Source organism: Anaerobiospirillum sp. NML120511 (assembly GCF_023050955.1).
GTDB lineage: Bacteria > Pseudomonadota > Gammaproteobacteria > Enterobacterales > Succinivibrionaceae > Anaerobiospirillum.
Genome location: NZ_JALKIK010000014.1, coordinates 63,970 through 80,205 on the forward strand (window position 1 = coordinate 63,970; position 16,236 = coordinate 80,205).

8 protein-coding genes are annotated in these 16,236 nt (G+C 48.0%); 2 read left to right on the forward strand and 6 right to left on the reverse strand.

Annotation, left to right across the window (positions count from 1 at the left end; all coding sequences use genetic code 11):
• Positions 1–9 precede the first annotated feature (9 nt).
• On the forward strand, positions 10–1,602 hold the full coding sequence (locus MXE39_RS05725) for an ATP-grasp domain-containing protein (protein ID WP_246977728.1): 1,593 nt from the start codon (positions 10–12) through the stop codon (positions 1,600–1,602).
• A 201-nt stretch (positions 1,603–1,803) separates the two neighbouring features.
• Here MXE39_RS05725 and MXE39_RS05730 read toward each other — a convergent pair whose 3' ends face one another.
• From MXE39_RS05730 to MXE39_RS05755, 6 genes are all read right to left on the reverse strand, one after another.
• Entirely contained in the window at positions 1,804–3,681 is a 1,878-nt protein-coding gene (locus tag MXE39_RS05730; protein WP_246977729.1) for a DUF4910 domain-containing protein, read from the reverse strand.
• Between the two features lie 957 nt (positions 3,682–4,638).
• The gene (locus MXE39_RS05735; protein WP_246977730.1) at positions 4,639–6,561 is read right to left on the reverse strand and encodes a DUF4910 domain-containing protein; all 1,923 of its coding nucleotides are present in this window, start codon (positions 6,559–6,561) and stop codon (positions 4,639–4,641) included.
• A gap of 606 nt (positions 6,562–7,167) precedes the next feature.
• A complete protein-coding gene (locus tag MXE39_RS05740; RefSeq protein ID WP_246977731.1) occupies positions 7,168–9,054 on the reverse strand; it encodes a DUF4910 domain-containing protein in 1,887 nt (628 codons plus the stop codon).
• 331 nt (positions 9,055–9,385) lie between these two features.
• Positions 9,386–11,206, reverse strand: a complete 1,821-nt coding sequence (locus MXE39_RS05745; RefSeq protein WP_246977732.1) for an AMP-binding protein — start codon at positions 11,204–11,206, stop codon at positions 9,386–9,388.
• Positions 11,207–11,673: 467 nt separating this feature from the next.
• A complete protein-coding gene (locus MXE39_RS05750) occupies positions 11,674–13,416 on the reverse strand; it encodes an AMP-binding protein (RefSeq protein ID WP_246977733.1) in 1,743 nt (580 codons plus the stop codon).
• A 607-nt stretch (positions 13,417–14,023) separates the two neighbouring features.
• Positions 14,024–15,160 carry a hypothetical protein gene (locus tag MXE39_RS05755; RefSeq protein ID WP_246977734.1) on the reverse strand — a complete coding sequence of 379 codons (1,137 nt, stop codon included), beginning with the start codon at positions 15,158–15,160 and terminating at the stop codon, positions 14,024–14,026.
• A 568-nt stretch (positions 15,161–15,728) separates the two neighbouring features.
• Here MXE39_RS05755 and MXE39_RS05760 point away from each other — a divergent pair.
• Positions 15,729–15,950 (forward strand): phosphopantetheine-binding protein, encoded by a 222-nt coding sequence (locus MXE39_RS05760; RefSeq protein ID WP_246977735.1) that lies wholly within the window; start codon positions 15,729–15,731, stop codon positions 15,948–15,950.
• Positions 15,951–16,236: the final 286 nt, after the last annotated feature.

A 16,236-nucleotide genomic window follows, 5' to 3' on the forward strand; every position in this document is an offset into this window, starting at 1 on the left:
ATCTACGCTATGAGTACTATGCAGGGAAAGAGTAACCAGCCCCCACGTATCCTCGTTTTAGGGGCAAACAAGGAAAGCATTCAGTATTATGAACTGCTGCTTGCCCAAAATGTTCATGTACTCGCCCTTGATTGTGATCCAGTGCTGCCGCAGGACTTTCTTGACCGCTGGAAAGACCGACTGACCTGTATTAAGCACGATTTCAGTGACCATGTGGGAGCAGCAAAACTGGCTCGTGAGTATGGCGTCACCCACTCCATTGCATTTCCAGTAGGACGTGCACTTACAGCTCTTGGCAAAATCAATGATGAGCTGGGACTGCCGGGAGCCAGTTTCACTGCCATTGATACTCTGACCCACAAACTCAAGCTCCATAAGTTTTTAGAAAGCTGCGGTATCGATAACTATCAGTGGATATATGTACCTGCTGAAAAGGTCCATTCACTCCCATCATATGCCGATGAAATCCAAAGCTCTATTGGCTACCCTTGCATCATAAAGCCAGTAACCGGCTCGGGATCTGTTGGTGTTCGTATGATCAGATCTGCCCAGGACCTCAAGTCCTATAAGGCCCCAGAGCGCTTTTATGATGACGGACTGCTTATTGAGCAGCTGTTGAAGGGAGATGAGTTTTCATGCTCACTGCTGGTCGACAATGATGGTAAATGTCATCTGCTGGGACTGTATTTTAAGGACATATCTACTGCCCCTTACAGGCAGGAAACAGCTTATTTTTCCGAGAACAGCACGGCCGTATCCCTGGCACGTGAGGCCATAATGCCGCTGATGCAGAAGCTGTCATCATCCCTTGAGCTGCGCTCAACATTCCTCACCGCTGACGTCATTAACTCCTGGTCTGGAACACCTTACATTATTGACTGTTCAGCGCGACTGTCAGGGAATCAGGTAATATCGCTGCACTGTTTTAATGGCAACAATCCCATGCAGCTTTACCGAGAAAATGTAATTGAGGGTAAGAGCATATCGTGTAAGTTGCCTTCGCGCGCATGCGCTATTCGTTTCTTCGACTTTACCGAACGCGCTGTATGGCCAGAAAATGCGCCGGAATCCCCTATGGCAAAAGCCCGTACCAGCGATACGGCTGTCGCTTTCAATGCCAGTGAGCTGGCATGTATTCGAGCTCTCAATTCAGGCATGCATTACACAGTTAATTCTGACAAATCTGTAAGTAATTCATCTGACTCAACACCTCAGACTGAACTCTCTTGCGTGAAGACCAGTGAGGGTGTAGCTGGCAACAGATATTCTGCCGGGAAAGCAGTCGGGAAAGCAACCGGCAGTGACTCCGGCTATGAACATGGGACTGTTCTCTCTACGTCACACTCATCATGCTGCGATATCCAGAGTGATTGCTGCGATGATGTTATTGCTGCAAGTATATTCAATGCCGAGGAACTCAGTCACATTGTTACTCTGGAAAACTACCTTCACAGAGGCGCTGAATACGGACCACTGAAAACCGGAAGCGATTTAAGCAGCGGATTTATCATGGTAGCCCATGACACAGTAACTCAGGCGGATATGCTCGCATTGCGCTATCTGAAATGGCTTAACTCTCATGCAGTAAGCCGCATAGCTTAATAATTTCAAAAGGCCCTCACCTGATATCAGATGAGGGCCTTTTGGTTTTATAAAGCATACCCGCGCACCACGCCCCATTTTTCCCATATCATGCAAAGTATGAGTATGGAGCCTGCGCTTTCATCCTGCTTTGTATGATTGCTGAAAAACCTTTGAGCTCAAGTTTCAGCGGCATTTATTCAGTGCTCTAATGGCTTCTGATCAGGCCAGCACCTGCTTGCTGCGCAGCAGGTCAATGAGATCCAGCAGGTCAAAAGCGGACATGTTCATAATAGTAGTCAGCTGTTCCACTGTGTAATTACCGTCAGCAAGGCTGAGCAGATTCAGGATCTTCATCACTGGATATGATTCTGGGCGTGACATCTTGCCTGACTTTCCATGGCAGTTGAGGGTTGGATACAGACCTCTGGAACCAAGCTGTGGCTCACCGGCAATCAGTGCCTTTATCTTTTCATCACGACGCTCATAGAAACGGGTGAACTTAACCAGCTGTACTGCTGCATGTATTACGCTGTCCAGAGAGAAGAGATCCTGATTGTCAAACGATGAGTGATACTCACCATAACTGCAGTACACGGTGCGGAACGCACTGACTACAGGCAGATTAAACAGCGCTGAACCGTACTGCCGCTCATCAGAGCCGCTAAATGGCATAAAGACGCAATGTTTGAACTCACTGCCTGCTGAACAGTTGAGTCTGGCAATTAAACGATCTACTGTGCTGGAAAGCTTTACCCCTGGGCTTACACTGACACTGTCAGGGTTGATAGTCTTAGTTATGGAGAAAATCCTAATCTGACTGTTAACAGCCCAGTTCGTAAGGGCAACACGCTCTCTGTCCGAGAGACCTGTATTAACTGCGCCATTAAGGACATAATGTCCCTCGCGCTCCATATCGCTGAGCTTGCTTATGGCATTTTCAAGATCACAGCCTTCGACCATGTCCTGGGACTCAGTCGCCAGTGGTGCATGGGACATAGAGTGTGTCAGGGATAGCTTTGCAGCAGCGCACAACGCCGTACCGGATGCGGCTGATGGGGCTTGTACTGGTACTTGTGCTGTTGTGCCATAGAGGGCCTGCTGCTCGACATGATGATTGAACTCATCAAGCAGACTCTGATGGGTCATCTTAAAGGTCAGAGGAACAGGCAGAAAGTTCTGCTCAGTGCAGTGATCAATCTGATAGAGCAGATTGTTATAGCAGGTCATGTCCTTTTCCAGGGCAATGTTCTCTGAAGTTTCACTGCTCAGGTGTTCGTTGAGCAATGACAGGTCCACAGGACTGATGCTGTTGTACTTGCCTGCATAGTCGTTGGAGTAAAAGCTTCCAGTGCAGGTTACGGTCATACCATACTCAAGCTTTTCTTTAAGCTCTTCAGCATGTCGAGACAGATAGCACAGAGATCCTATGGTCTCAGGATTGATAATAAAACGGTATGTATAGCGGCGGGCACTGGCAGGCAGTGATGCAAGCATCAGGTACATCCAGATCAGACTAAGCGGTCCTGACAGCTCGTTATTGAGCATGGATGGATGACATAGATATGAGGAGATCAGCACTATACGATCGCTTTGGCCCGGCAGGTCACATACGCCAATTACAACGCTGCCTTCTGGATCTTTTGATGCTCTGATGTCCACTTCATAATGAGTGTCGTTAAGGCTGTCCTTCGCTTTGCTGCTCAGACAGAATCCCCAGCGGTCTTTGTAGTATGAGGTAACGTAAGGTATATGATCCGGATTGCGAGAGTCGGTATAAAGGTGACTTTCAAGCTCCTCACGACTTACGGTTCCCTGAAAACCAACAGAATAATTGAGTACATGCAGGGGATTAACATCGCTGTCCAGGATGATATTGCCCTTTGAATCCTTAAGCACGGCGCGCTCAAACTTCCACTCAGGTGGTACATTCCAGTCATGCACCTTGCTGCCAGACGGGTAGTGCTCTACTTCAAAAGGAATATAGCGGCTGATAATTTCCAGAGATTTTTTGAAGCCATCTCCTGTAATGGAGCGTGGAATCATCTGGAGCTCGTTGTAGAGAGCCTGAAAATCTACAGTTTGTGGAAGGGACTTCATAAGAATAACCTGAGGAAGACATGCACCAGTCTGTAACTGTTGCTGAGGACATGAAAAGACGATTTCACTCTCTAAAACAATTTATACTAATACATAAATTTCAGAGTTTGAAAACGTTTACAATCGCTGTTGAATATCAATGCTCTTATGTTTGCAAATCTATGCTAACCAGTATGGCGTACACAGCCACTGACATAATCATAGTAGCAAAGCATGTGCCTCAATCATAAAAAGACATATCTATATCATTAGTAAATGCCCGATTTTATCGGCATGGCGTGGCTATAAGCTCCTGATGATACTTCATTTACTATTTCTTCAGGCCCTACTCAGAAACGCAAAAGCTCCCTTGGAGTTTGTTTTAGTCCATGCCACTCAAGTCATAATGTGACGAATAAGCATCATATGCAGCAGAAAAATGACATGGCAATCCCTATCAGCATTGAATCCCTTAAATGCTGTGTCCCATTTCTGACGCTTTTGCCACCTGTTCAGTCTGGACCAGTAACGCATGCAGTAAACCATGCAGTACCCCTAGCAACCACGGTAACCAGAAGGGCAGCCTGCACATGCACTGTCATGCCGCTCCCGTAAACAGGCAGATGCGCTATGAAGGTCCCGGCCAGACAAAGCTGCCCCCATGTATCATGGAACAAGACTGTCGCGCTAAGCAGCGATAATATTCAGGGCATCAAAGCGACAGCATTAGCTCCTAATATGGTGCGCCTCAATGCCCTTGCTGGTCTACGCGCATTTTCCGCGCGTTCATGTTCTGAAATGCTGGTCTATAGTAATGAGCGCAACAGGGCAGAATTTGGCAACATGATGTGCAGTGTATGTCAGCATTTTATAGCTACATACATACATACATACATACATACATACTAAAACATAATAGAAAGGGCCTGTATCATAATAGAGACAGCCCCCCTGTTTTAATCCTTCAGGCCCTGGATATCAGGCCAGCAGCTCCTTGCAGCGCAGCAGGTCAATCAAGTCGAGCATTTCAAAGGCTGGAATGTCCAATATGCCACTGAGCTCCTCAACCGTGTACTGACCATCTGCCAGATTAAGCAGAGTAATGATATTGAGCACGGACCATACACTGCTTCCATGTAATGGGCCATCATTGGCACGGCAGCTCAGAGATGGATAAAGGTCTCTGAGCCCCAGCTGTGGTTCTCCTGGTATCAGAGCCTTTGGTTTTTCTTCACGTCTTTCATAAAAGCGCGAAAACATGACCAGTTGTATTGCCGACCAGATTATACTGTCAAGGGAGAATAGCTCCTGACTGTCCCGGGATGAATGATACTCACCATAGCTTCCATAGGCTGTAAGGAAAGCACTTGCCACTGGATGGTTTATTAAAGCAGAGCAGTACTGGCGCTCATCAGAGCCGCTGTATGGCATAAACACGCAACTTTTGATATTGCTCTGCGAGGACTTTTCAAGCACGGCTATGACATGGTCCACTGTACAGGAGTGCTTAACTGCAGGATTGCAACTGGCATCATCAGAAGTGACGATTTTATTAACTGATGGCATTTTCAAATGATCTGATATGAACCAGTTCATCAAAGCCATACGATGGTCGTCGCTCAGTCCACTGTGAAGGCCGCCATTGAGCATGTAATGCCCTGACTTTTCCTCATCTGTGATACAGGTCATGGCGCTTTTGAGTATCTCTTTATCTTTCCATGCTGGAGCTGGCGATACAAAGCGTCTGGCAGCATCATCAGCGCAGCAGTCAATATCACTCTGAGCTCTTGAACCTGCACCCACTGCACAAGCCTCTGCCATTACGGATGACCTGACATATTTAATTTCGTCAGTCAGACTTTGTCTGGTCATTTTAAATGTCATAGGAAATGGCAGAAAATTGCGCTCACTGCACTCTTTAAACTGAGCAATAAGCTTATTAAAACAGCTGTGGGTATCCGTGCAGCTGTGGCTGGGGCAACTGCCAGCAGCTCTTTGGCTGCCGTTGAGACTGCCATTACAGCTGTTGAAATCCGGCTCAGCCTTGAGTTTTATTGACTCTGAAGCAAGATGCTCCTTGAGCAAGGTCAGATCAACCGGCTTGATGCGGCTGAAATTGCCAGCGTAATCATTTGAATAAAAGCTGGCAGTGCATGTTACGTTAATGCCGTACTCGAGTTTTTCCTTGAGCTCATCGCCATGGCGTGACAGGTAGCATATGGCGCCTATGGTTTCCGGATTTATTACAAAACGGTATGTATAGCGTCTTGACTCTCGTGGCAGCGATGAAAGCAGCAGCCACATTAAAACCAGAGTCAGGGGGCCGGACAGCTCGTTATTGAGCATATTCGGATGGCACAGATATGAAGAGAACTGCACTATGCGGTCAGACATACCGGGAAGATCGCAGACACCAACCAAAATCTCGCCATCATTGTCCTTTTCAGCCCTGATATCTACCTCATAATGGGTATCAGTCAGCTGCTCTTTCATTTTGCTGGACATGCAGAAGCCCCAGCGATCCCTGTAATATGAAGTGACATAAGGAATCTGATCCGGGTGACGGCTGTCAGTAAACAGGTGGTCCTCCAGCTCCGCACGGGTCACTGTGCCCTGAAAGGATGTGGAGTAATTGAGTACATACAGGGGATTGACATCACTGTCCAGAATGATATTACCGCCAGTGTCCTTAAGCAGAGCACGCTCAAGTTTCCACTCGGGAGGCACAGTCCAGTCCAGAACCTTGCTGCCAGATGGATAACGCTCCAGCTTAAAAGGGATATAGCGTCGTAAAATCTTCAGTGACTTGAGAAAGCCCGGGCCTGAAATTGAGCGTGGAATCATGAGTAGCTCATCATACAGGTCCTGGAAATCTAATGAATCTGGAAGTAAATGCTTCATCTGATGGCCGCCTGGTTGTTAAGGACATACTGGGCTGATTACTGGCCAGCAGGTCATGTGTGATTATCGATTTTAATTGTTTGATTATGAGCAATGGTGTGCATCTTATGGCTTGAACATACTTTCACTATGCTGTTTTAAGGCTGTGCCATGATGAAAGATATTGCGTACTGACGGATGCTAATAACAGCCTAACGCTCATAGCAGCTGTTTATCCCTGCCGCTACGGTGCCGTTCAATGTTTACTGGTATTCATCAGTGCCGGCACATTATCTGAATGAGCTGCATAATTTCCGTGCTGAAAAATACAGAATTCCTGACTGGCAGCTGATCTTTTGACAGCTGTCAAGAACGGTAATGGGGCGCAGGAAATGGGCCTCATCGTGGCAGCTGTCAAGAACGGTAATGGGGCGCAGGAAATGGGCCTCATCGTGGCAGCTGCCCAGGATGGGGATGGGGCTCAGAAAATACGCCTCATCGTGGCAGCTGTCCAGGATGAGGGTGTGTCCCTGGAAATGCGATTCGACGTGGCGGATGGCAAAACGTTTTGTAAAGCATTATGGCCGTGTGTGTATGACCATTATGCTATCGGTTATGATCTGCTGTTCAGAGCTTTGCAAGGACCTTTTTGCTGCACAGATGGTCTATGAGATCCAGGAGGTCAAAGGCATGGATTTGAATGATTCTGGCAAGCTGCTCAACAGTGAACGAGCCATCAGCCAGGTTAAGTACGTGCACGATATTGGCCACTGAATATATGCTGCTTTTCCTGATGGAGGCATAGCTGCCGTAACAGTTAATAGTAGGGTAGAGGCCACGGCTGCCCAGCTGCGGCTCGCCTTCAATGACAGCTACTACCTTTTCATTGCGGCGCTCATAAAATCTGGTGAATTTAACCAGCTGAATGGCACTCTCCATCAGACTGTCGAGCGAGAACAGGCTCTGATTGTCATGTGATGAGTGATACTCTCCATAACAGCTGTAGAGGCAGCGGAAAGCGTTAACGACAGGAAGTTGCAGCAGTGCTGATCCATACTGACGCTCGTCAGCGCCGCCATATGGCTGGAAAATATAGCCTGCTATATCATCACCACTGGTCTGCTCAAGCAGGGAAATGATACGATCCACAGGTGTAGTAAGCACACAGTTATGGTCTTTATGCTTCCTCAGTGCGCAGTCTGTTCTCAGTACGCTTAAGCTGTTCATGCTGTGGTAAACAGCCCAGCGCATCAGCGTGATCCTGTGCTCATTGCTCAGGCCGTCATACACCGCGCCACGCTTAATGTATTTATCTTTCAGCTCATTTTCTGAGAGCATGCTTAAGGCATAGGAAAGGTCACTGTCCGTGTTTAAATTAGTACAAGGATCTTCGCTTATGTCTGTGCAGTCAGACTTATGAGAGACAGTTCCTTTTTCATTCTGTGAAGCAAGCATGTGATGAATCTCATCAACCATGCTTTGACGGGTCATTTTGAAGGTCAGCGGCGCCTTAAGGAAGTTCTGTTCATAGCATGATTCCATCTCGGTAAGCAGGTGATGGAAGCAGCTCAGGGCATCAGAGTCATTTGTACAGCTGTCCTGTGCAGGGGATATCTGCCTTGCCCCTGAGATAACAGTGGCAGCAGAACTTAAAGCTGAACTACAGGATGATGTGTTGCTGGAATCAAGATGCTCCTTGAGCAGTGAAAGATCAACAGGCCTGATACGGCCATAATTATTTACATACTCATTGGCATAAAAGCTTCCAGTACAGTTCACAGTCATACCATATTCGAGCTTTTCCCTGAGCTCATCAGCATGACGTGACAGATAGCATATGGAGCCGATAGTCTCCGGGTTAATGATAAAACGGTAGGTATAAAGACGGGACTCCTCAGGAAGTGAGGCCAGAAGCAGATACATCCACAGCAGTGTCAATGGGCCTGAAAGCTCATTGTTAAACATATTAGGATGGCACATATAGGATGTTATCTGAACAATACGGTCGGTTCGACCAGGCAGATCACATATGCCAATAACCACGTTTCCCTGCTGGTTTAAGGATGCTTTGATATCTACTTCGTAAGATGGATCAGTGAGCTTTACTTTCATGTTCTCAGAAAGACAAAAGCCCCAGCGTTCCTTGTAATATGAGGTCACGTAAGGAATCTGGTCTGGATCGCGGCTGTCAGTATACAGATGCTCCTCAAGTTCCTCACGGGAAACTGTGCCCTGAAAACCTGTGGAGTAGTTGAGAACATGAAGGGGATTTACCTCTGTGTCAAGAATGACATTGCCCTTGAGGTCTTTAAGCTGGGCACGCTCAAGATGCCACTCAGGAGGCACAGTCCAGTCAAGTGCTTTGCTGCCGCTTGGGTAATACTCTAGCTCAAAAGGAATGTAGCGTGACAGGATTTCCAGTGATTTGAGGTAACCTTCGCCAGTGATAGAGCGGGGAATCATCAGCAGCTCATCGTAAAGAGCCTGGAAATCTAAGGTATCTGGAATGGACATAATAACGCCTGTGTTTCAGGAAAGAGCGTATTTAACATCAGACCAGGGACGGCGGTCTATACGCTATGCTTATAACAGCCTTGCACATGTTGCTGTTATTATAATTCATTGATTATGTTAAATCTGTCAATGATTGTATGGCACTTCTCAGTTAGAACCGTCTGGTCATGATTGCCAATCATGATTTTAAGGAAGCAGCAAGTTGAAATAACGACCAAAATGCTTATCGCATGACGCTCGTATCAAAATTGCGACGAGGAAAAAGCTGATAAAGGCACAGCAATTTACGTACCGCCAAACACATGCAGATGCAGGCCCCGCATCCTGCCTGTTATCCCTTAAGTTCTTTACCGATAAGCTCAGAGGCCTGATTTATCACCATCTCCTTAAGGGCACGACGGTCAACCTTGCCATTTGAGTTCAAAGGGAAAGACGGCGCAGAAACTACATATTTAGGAACCATATATGTTGCCAGCACATCATGACTTTGCCTGGAAATTCGCGCAACCTCATCGGCGTCGGCGCCCTCAATGACAGCTACCAGGATATCGGTATCAACACCTGCCATAAGCTCAGTGCACTTCATGGTTCTTACCGGGCGATCGGTAAGTTTCCCCAGCCCTTCCTCAACCTCATAAAAGGAGATACGGTAACCGGATATCTTTACCATATCGTCATTTCTGCCTATGTAGTGGAAGGTACTGAAAGTGTCCACGCCCTGAGCCTGCAGAGAGCCCGGTTTAGCCTTTGCGGTAAACATGGAGACCAGATCGCCGGTACGATACCATCTGCGTCCCTCAATGCTGATAAAGGCCTGCTCGTTCTTCTCTTTATTGTTCCAGTAACCAGGAGTGACCTGTTCACCACCGATAAGAAGCTCGCCCTGAACTCCATCAGGCAGGAAATGGCCCTGTGCATCAGCTGCTGCCAGCTCTACTCCTGGCAGAGCACGACCCAGTGGAACTATGGCATGCTCAGTTGCAGGGTCATTCAGCTCTGCTAAAGTAACCTCATAATAGCTGACTGCTACCGTAGTCTCGGTAGGTCCATAGGTATTTATCAGGCGAGAGTAAGGAAATGCCTTATGGTACATGCAGGCCTGGTGATACCACAGAGCCTCTCCCAGAAAGAGGGTAATACGCACACTGTCAATGCAGACTTTATCCAGCACTTTGGTCTTTTGCATGTAGGAAACCAGAGAAGGCACGGTATGCACCACAGTAATCCCATTGCTCTGCAGATAACGGTGCGGCATCATCAAGTCTCTTGCAGATGGGCAGACCACTGTACCGCCACTTATCAGAGCTGACAGTGGGTCCTGCAGACTGATATCAAAGGTGATTTCAGCAAAATGGGAAAAGACATCTGAGCTGTTGTACTGGTAGAGCTCCAGGATACTGTTGAGATAAGCTGCATAGTTGCCATGGGACACCATTACACCTTTAGGCTGGCCGGTAGTGCCTGAGGTATAAAGAATATGCATGATGTCATCAGGCTGCACCTGGGCAGGCAAGACGGCCTCTCCCTCACCGGCACTGCTGCCGACTGAACAGAGCTCAGCTGAAGCATGGGAAGGCGAAAGTGAGGTTGCCTTTTCTGCACCTGACGCAGAAGAACTCTGCAGTACTGGGCTGACAGACATGTGCGCGAGCATGCTGCGCAGTGCACCAGCTTTTGCTGGAGGGCAGTCGTTGCTGTCAAGCAGGGCCTGAGCCATGGATTGTGCCTGATCGGCTGTATTGGCAGAAACTATGAAGGTAAGGCTGTCCAGCAGCGCAGGCTCGAGGTGCTCAACCATGCTTATGGCGCAGTCGAGGCACCCACCGTCGATAAATACATGACTGCACTGGGCATGTGTGATGATAAAGGCCGTCTTTTCCACAGGGAAAAGAGGATTGAGAGGAACGCAGGTTATGCCGCTCAAAAGTGAGCCAAGCAGGCTCTGGTAGGTTTCAAAGGAACGATGGGTGAGCAGACCAACGCGATATGGTCGGCGCTGACGCAAATCACGGGCAAAGGCAAATACGGCCTCACGCAGCTGGCTGTAGCTGTATTCCTCGCCATCCACGCGCAGAGCTGTTTTCTCGGGCCCCTCCATAAGGGCTTTAAAAATACGCTCAGGTACCATATGGCCAGCTGACTGATAAGTCATACATTCCTCCCTTGCCGTGCTCAAATAGAAATCTGTATAAGACAGCAGTCATGCTAATACAGAGCATATCTGAAGTCTCTCAACAACATGATTATACAGGGAGTTTAACGGTACTGTTCAGTAAAAACCTTATCGATTCGTGCTGATGAAATACTGGAATACCTGCCTGATACTACTGGACAGGCAGATCTGATGTGGTGGGGACGGGCTTGTGCTGATGAAATGACTGGCAGATCTGCCTGATATTACAGGACAGGCTGGTCTGGTTCGGCTTAGGCGCGCCTGTGCTGATGAAAAGACTGCCAGACCTGCCTGATACTACTGGACAGGCTGGTCTGGTTCGGCTTAGGCGGGCCTGTGCTGATGAAAAGACTGCCAGACCTGCCTGATACTACTGGACAGGCTGGTCTGGTTCGGCTTAGGCGGGCCTGTGCTGACGGGTTTATGGCGTTAATGCGTTTTTTTGGTTAGTCGAGCAACTGTACATTGAGACTGTGTGGAGCCTGATTGATAACCATTGCTTTGAGTGCCTTGCGGTCAGTCTTGCCATTGGCATTAAGCGGGAAGCCGTCCACAGCAATGATGTACTCCGGACGCATGTAAATGCTCATGGAGTTCTTGACCTCACTGCGCAGGCGACTGAGTTCATGTTCGTCAGCCCCGGCAATGGCAACTACCAGTATCGCTTCGTTGAAGCCGTCATTTTCAATACTGCATTTCATTGCCACGGACTGAAGTGAGGTCAGATGACTGAATTCCTCTTCAACCTCGTACATTGAAATGCGAAAACCCTTGATCTTGACCATATCGCCGCTGCGACCCAGATAATGGTGACTGGTAAACCTCTCACCTGCAGCGCACATTGCTGTGTTCTCAAGGGCATTATGGGTAAATGCAGTTACCTGATCGCCTGTATGGAACCAGCGCATGCCGTCACTCTCGGAAAATGTCTCTGCAGTACGCTGCTCATTTCTGAAGTATCCGGCTGTTACCTGAGGACCACCAATGAGAAGTTCACCTGTGGTACCTTCAGGTACCTCACAACCACTTTCATCCACAACTTTGAGAGTAACAGTGTCAAAGCTGTGGCCCAGAGGCACAATGCTGTTGTCATGCTCATGATGGCTTATTTCCGCTGCGCTTACCTCATGCACACATACAATGACCGCAGCCTCAGTAGGGCCAAAGGCATTGAAAATGCGACATTGAGGGAAAGCCTGATGCCAGGCCGATACCTGACGGTACCAGAGGGCCTCACCGGCGAAAATGGCAATACGAACTGTTGGAGTCTTGACCCTTGAGAGCATGCCAGTACGTTCCATGTACTGAATCATGGAAGGGGTATTGTGAACAACTGTAATGCCATACTTTTCAAAGTAGCGCACTGGCACCATGATATCTGTCTTGGAAGGACACACTACCGAGGCTCTGCTGCACAGCGCGCAGACCACATCCTGAAGACTGATATCAAAGGTCAGCTCAGCAAAGTGGCTGAATACATCACTTTCCCTGAAGTCGTAAAAGTCCATTGTGGAAGCGAAATAGGCTTCGTAATTAGACCTGAGGACCATTACACCCTTGGGCTGACCAGTGGTGCCGGAGGTATACAGTATGTGCATGACCTCAGAGCCATCACATTCATATGGTCTGAAGCTCTCAACATTAAAATTCTGCGGATCAGCTGCTATGACTTTAAGACTTGCAAGGAATGCAGCCGCCCTGGTCTTTACTGCCTCGTCCAGACCTTCATTCTCAATGACCTGATCCACCCTGGTCTTAATCATCTGCATACCGGCAGGTGACACGAGGAAAGTAATGCGCTCTATCTGCAGATCACTGAGATGATTGATGATAAGGTCACAGGCATAGTCGCAGCCGTGACTGTCGATATACAGGTGGGAGCACTGGCAGTGGTCGATGATAAAAGCGTTCTTAGGCTCAGGGTGTACTGAGCTTATTGGCACATAGCAGGTGCTGCTTAATATGGATGCCAGGATAATGAAGTAGGTCTCAGGAGCACGGCTGGTCATAATGGCCAGTCTTTGTGGCTTAAAGCTGCTTAAATCACTGGCGGCTGCATAGACATGGCTGCGCAGCTGGTCGTAACTGAACTGCTCATCATTGGCAATAAGAGCTGTCCTGGCACCACCATCATTCAGGGCAAGGAAAAGCCTTTGATTGAGGCTGAGATGTTCAGCAGCTGAGGACATGTCCGTACTCCACAGTAAATTTAACTAAAATTCCGGTGACTGATAGCGGCGGTTCCCGCCATGGTTAAAAGAAGAGCCTGCTATACGCAGAATATCGCCCTGTAACCCCCATATCCTGCTGCAGCACCCCGTCAAACTGGTTCAGATGCAGCTGGAATGATCCCTGGTCTGCCCAATGATGTCGACTCCAGTGACTGCATGGCTTTCAAAAAGCACACCAGACAACATGGCGTAAAGGATGGGCCGTGACCCACGATTATACAGTGCTATCAACAGTCATGTTACAGATATCCAGGTTACCAGTGTTAATTTTAGAGATGTACAGTAAAACCGGCACCATGGAAAAGCATTTTCGACAGTGAAACTGTATGATGAGCCGCGCAGCTGTGACTTCAAAACAATCACAAACCATGCAGGTTACCGGAATAAAAGCCCGCACAACTTTCCGACTTAGAGGTTATAACTGCACGAACCTGCGCAGCCCCTCCCATACCAGGCTTCAGTTGCAGGGATCCACTGTGCCAGAGCTTGTCCGACAAGGCTAATGTTATACATTCAAATGAGAGTGCGTTTGACTGAAATGCATACCTTTCATGGAACTGCTCTGTCAGTCAGCAGCAGACCTCTTGTCACTGAGATCAATCACCTGCCATGTGGTGATTTCCAGGTTGTCAAAGGTCCATGGACTGCTTTCCATATCAGCAATCTGCGCCTGGGTCAGAGCAGGACCGTTGCAGTACCACAGTTCATTGGCTGCAAACTCGCGGCGCATACAGTCAAGCATGTACTTCAGAGGGCCAAGGCACAGGAATCGTCCTGCAAAGCGCGGACGCACGTTGACATCATCCTGTGGCCAGATATGAGGCCATTTACAGATAGCCAGAAAGAAGCGCCCCATGTTAACTTCGGTATTTGTGCACAGCTGACGCACAAAGTAGAAACAGCTGAAATCTGCACCATCGTGTTCCCAGCTGCCCCTGGCTCTGGTCATTACCTTACCCGTGAACTGCTTGAACATACGCTGGGAACTGCGCAGTTCATGCTCCAGATAGTGCACAAAGGTAATGTAATGAATACTGCCGAGCATCAGATAGCGGGCATTACGCTCAAGCAGATATGACACTATGGAGGGGGAGGCATAACGCAAGGTGTCATTGGTTGTCCGTATTTGCCTGATATTGTAGTACTCAGACTGTGCTGGTGCAGCAGCAACACTATCAGTAATGGCATGGCACGCAGCTGACTGTGACACCTCACACTGTTCTTGCTCGAGATCATGTCCAAGACAGTGGTAGGGGGCAAAAGGGCGGTATTTACGGCCCTCAGCCTGAGCCTTTGCATCTGCAGCAAGGCGATGCTGCTGGTGCAGACGCAGGTCATGCATGGTAACCACTACCCAGGAAAATATCGGATCTACAGTACGTACGCCTATGCCCTCATCAATACAGTAATTGGCAATGACATTAACTGTACTGCGATCCTTCCATGGATCAAAATCCTTACCGCTGCAGAAGCTGTAAGTAAAAGCACTCATGGCCAGTACACCTGTTTCTCCAAGGATGGAGAAAAGGGCATCAAGATAAAACTGGCTCAGATGCTGACCTTTGAGATCAGGCATGCCAAATTCACCCACAGAGCTGAACATTGCTACTGTCTGGCCCTCTTTAAGGCCATTGTTGCGCAGAACTTCAATCAATTCGTCTCTGCTCCAGCGGGCAGGCTTACTTTCACTGATCTTATGCATATGATCTCCGGCTCGGGCTTATATTCAATGAGGATAAAACCCGGATAACCATGCTGTTTGTTCCTGTCTCATTCCAGGTCGTACCATGACTTTATGTGCTGTATGCCAATTTTACTGTCTGTAAGGTAACACAGGCAGAACAGCGCGGGTTAAAATGACAGACCATGAGCCAGCTGCACAATCATGGTGAATGCCTGTCTATGTAACACTTTGTCCACTGCTCTCTGGAATAAAGTCTGTTTTATGATAACCTGAATACCCCTGCATTGCCATGCGTCCACAATGTCCACTTGCCGACAGGCCAGTCCCGTCAAGGCAAGCAAATTCCTGGACTAAAGATGCATCTCAGCTAAATCCACATCCTGGTGGAGGCCTTTGAGCTGTATCAACAGCTCCATCCTGAGCTCAAAAAGTATGCAAGGACAACCTGTAAAGGAAAAACTGGCAGGTATGTCCGGCAAGTCTGACCGGCATATGTGTTAATTTTTGCAGACTAAAAGATTTATATTTACATATTTAAGGAGAAGTAATGCCTGGGCTCAAGCTTGCCTGGCATGCTGATTAAGCTATGACAAAAGAAGAGTTTTATGAGCTGTTTGAGCAGATATGCGGTATTAAGGGTGATGACAATCTCAACTTCGTAGAAGAAGACAACTTCAACTCCGTTGCCTGTATCAGCATGATGTCGGAGCTTGAATCACGTGGTGCAGCCCTTGATATTATGGATATCATGGAGTGTGGCACCCTGATTGATTTCTACAACCTGGTTAAGGCTGAGATCGAACAGTAAAATTCCATGGGCTGCTTACAGACCAAACATGCCATGGACCTGCCTGAGCCAGCCTCAGGCAGTATTCTCTTGACCTGCATGAGCCTGGCTCAGGCAGTATGCTCACATGCAAAAAGATATTTGTCAGTTTTGAAATTTCTCAACCGACTTTCTTTGCCCGCAGGTCAGCAATGTGCGGTGTTCAGATAACCCTGCCTCAATGATAATTCCTGCCACTGCCTGAAAGGCAGTACCAGTCAATGTCCATGCTGCATACATTCATGCTTATAGATTACTGTGTTCCCAG

Bases quoted from the DNA above. Each gene is read 5' to 3' on its own strand.
- MXE39_RS05740 (WP_246977731.1), bottom strand. From the start codon at position 9,054: ATGTCCATTCCAGATACCTTAGATTTCCAGGCTCTTTACGATGAGCTG.
- MXE39_RS05760 (WP_246977735.1), top strand. From the start codon at position 15,729: ATGACAAAAGAAGAGTTTTATGAGCTGTTTGAGCAGATATGCGGTATT.
- MXE39_RS05735 (WP_246977730.1), bottom strand. From the start codon at position 6,561: ATGAAGCATTTACTTCCAGATTCATTAGATTTCCAGGACCTGTATGAT.
- MXE39_RS05745 (WP_246977732.1), bottom strand. From the start codon at position 11,206: ATGACTTATCAGTCAGCTGGCCATATGGTACCTGAGCGTATTTTTAAA.
- MXE39_RS05755 (WP_246977734.1), bottom strand. From the start codon at position 15,160: ATGCATAAGATCAGTGAAAGTAAGCCTGCCCGCTGGAGCAGAGACGAA.
- MXE39_RS05730 (WP_246977729.1), bottom strand. From the start codon at position 3,681: ATGAAGTCCCTTCCACAAACTGTAGATTTTCAGGCTCTCTACAACGAG.
- MXE39_RS05725 (WP_246977728.1), top strand. From the start codon at position 10: ATGAGTACTATGCAGGGAAAGAGTAACCAGCCCCCACGTATCCTCGTT.
- MXE39_RS05750 (WP_246977733.1), bottom strand. From the start codon at position 13,416: ATGTCCTCAGCTGCTGAACATCTCAGCCTCAATCAAAGGCTTTTCCTT.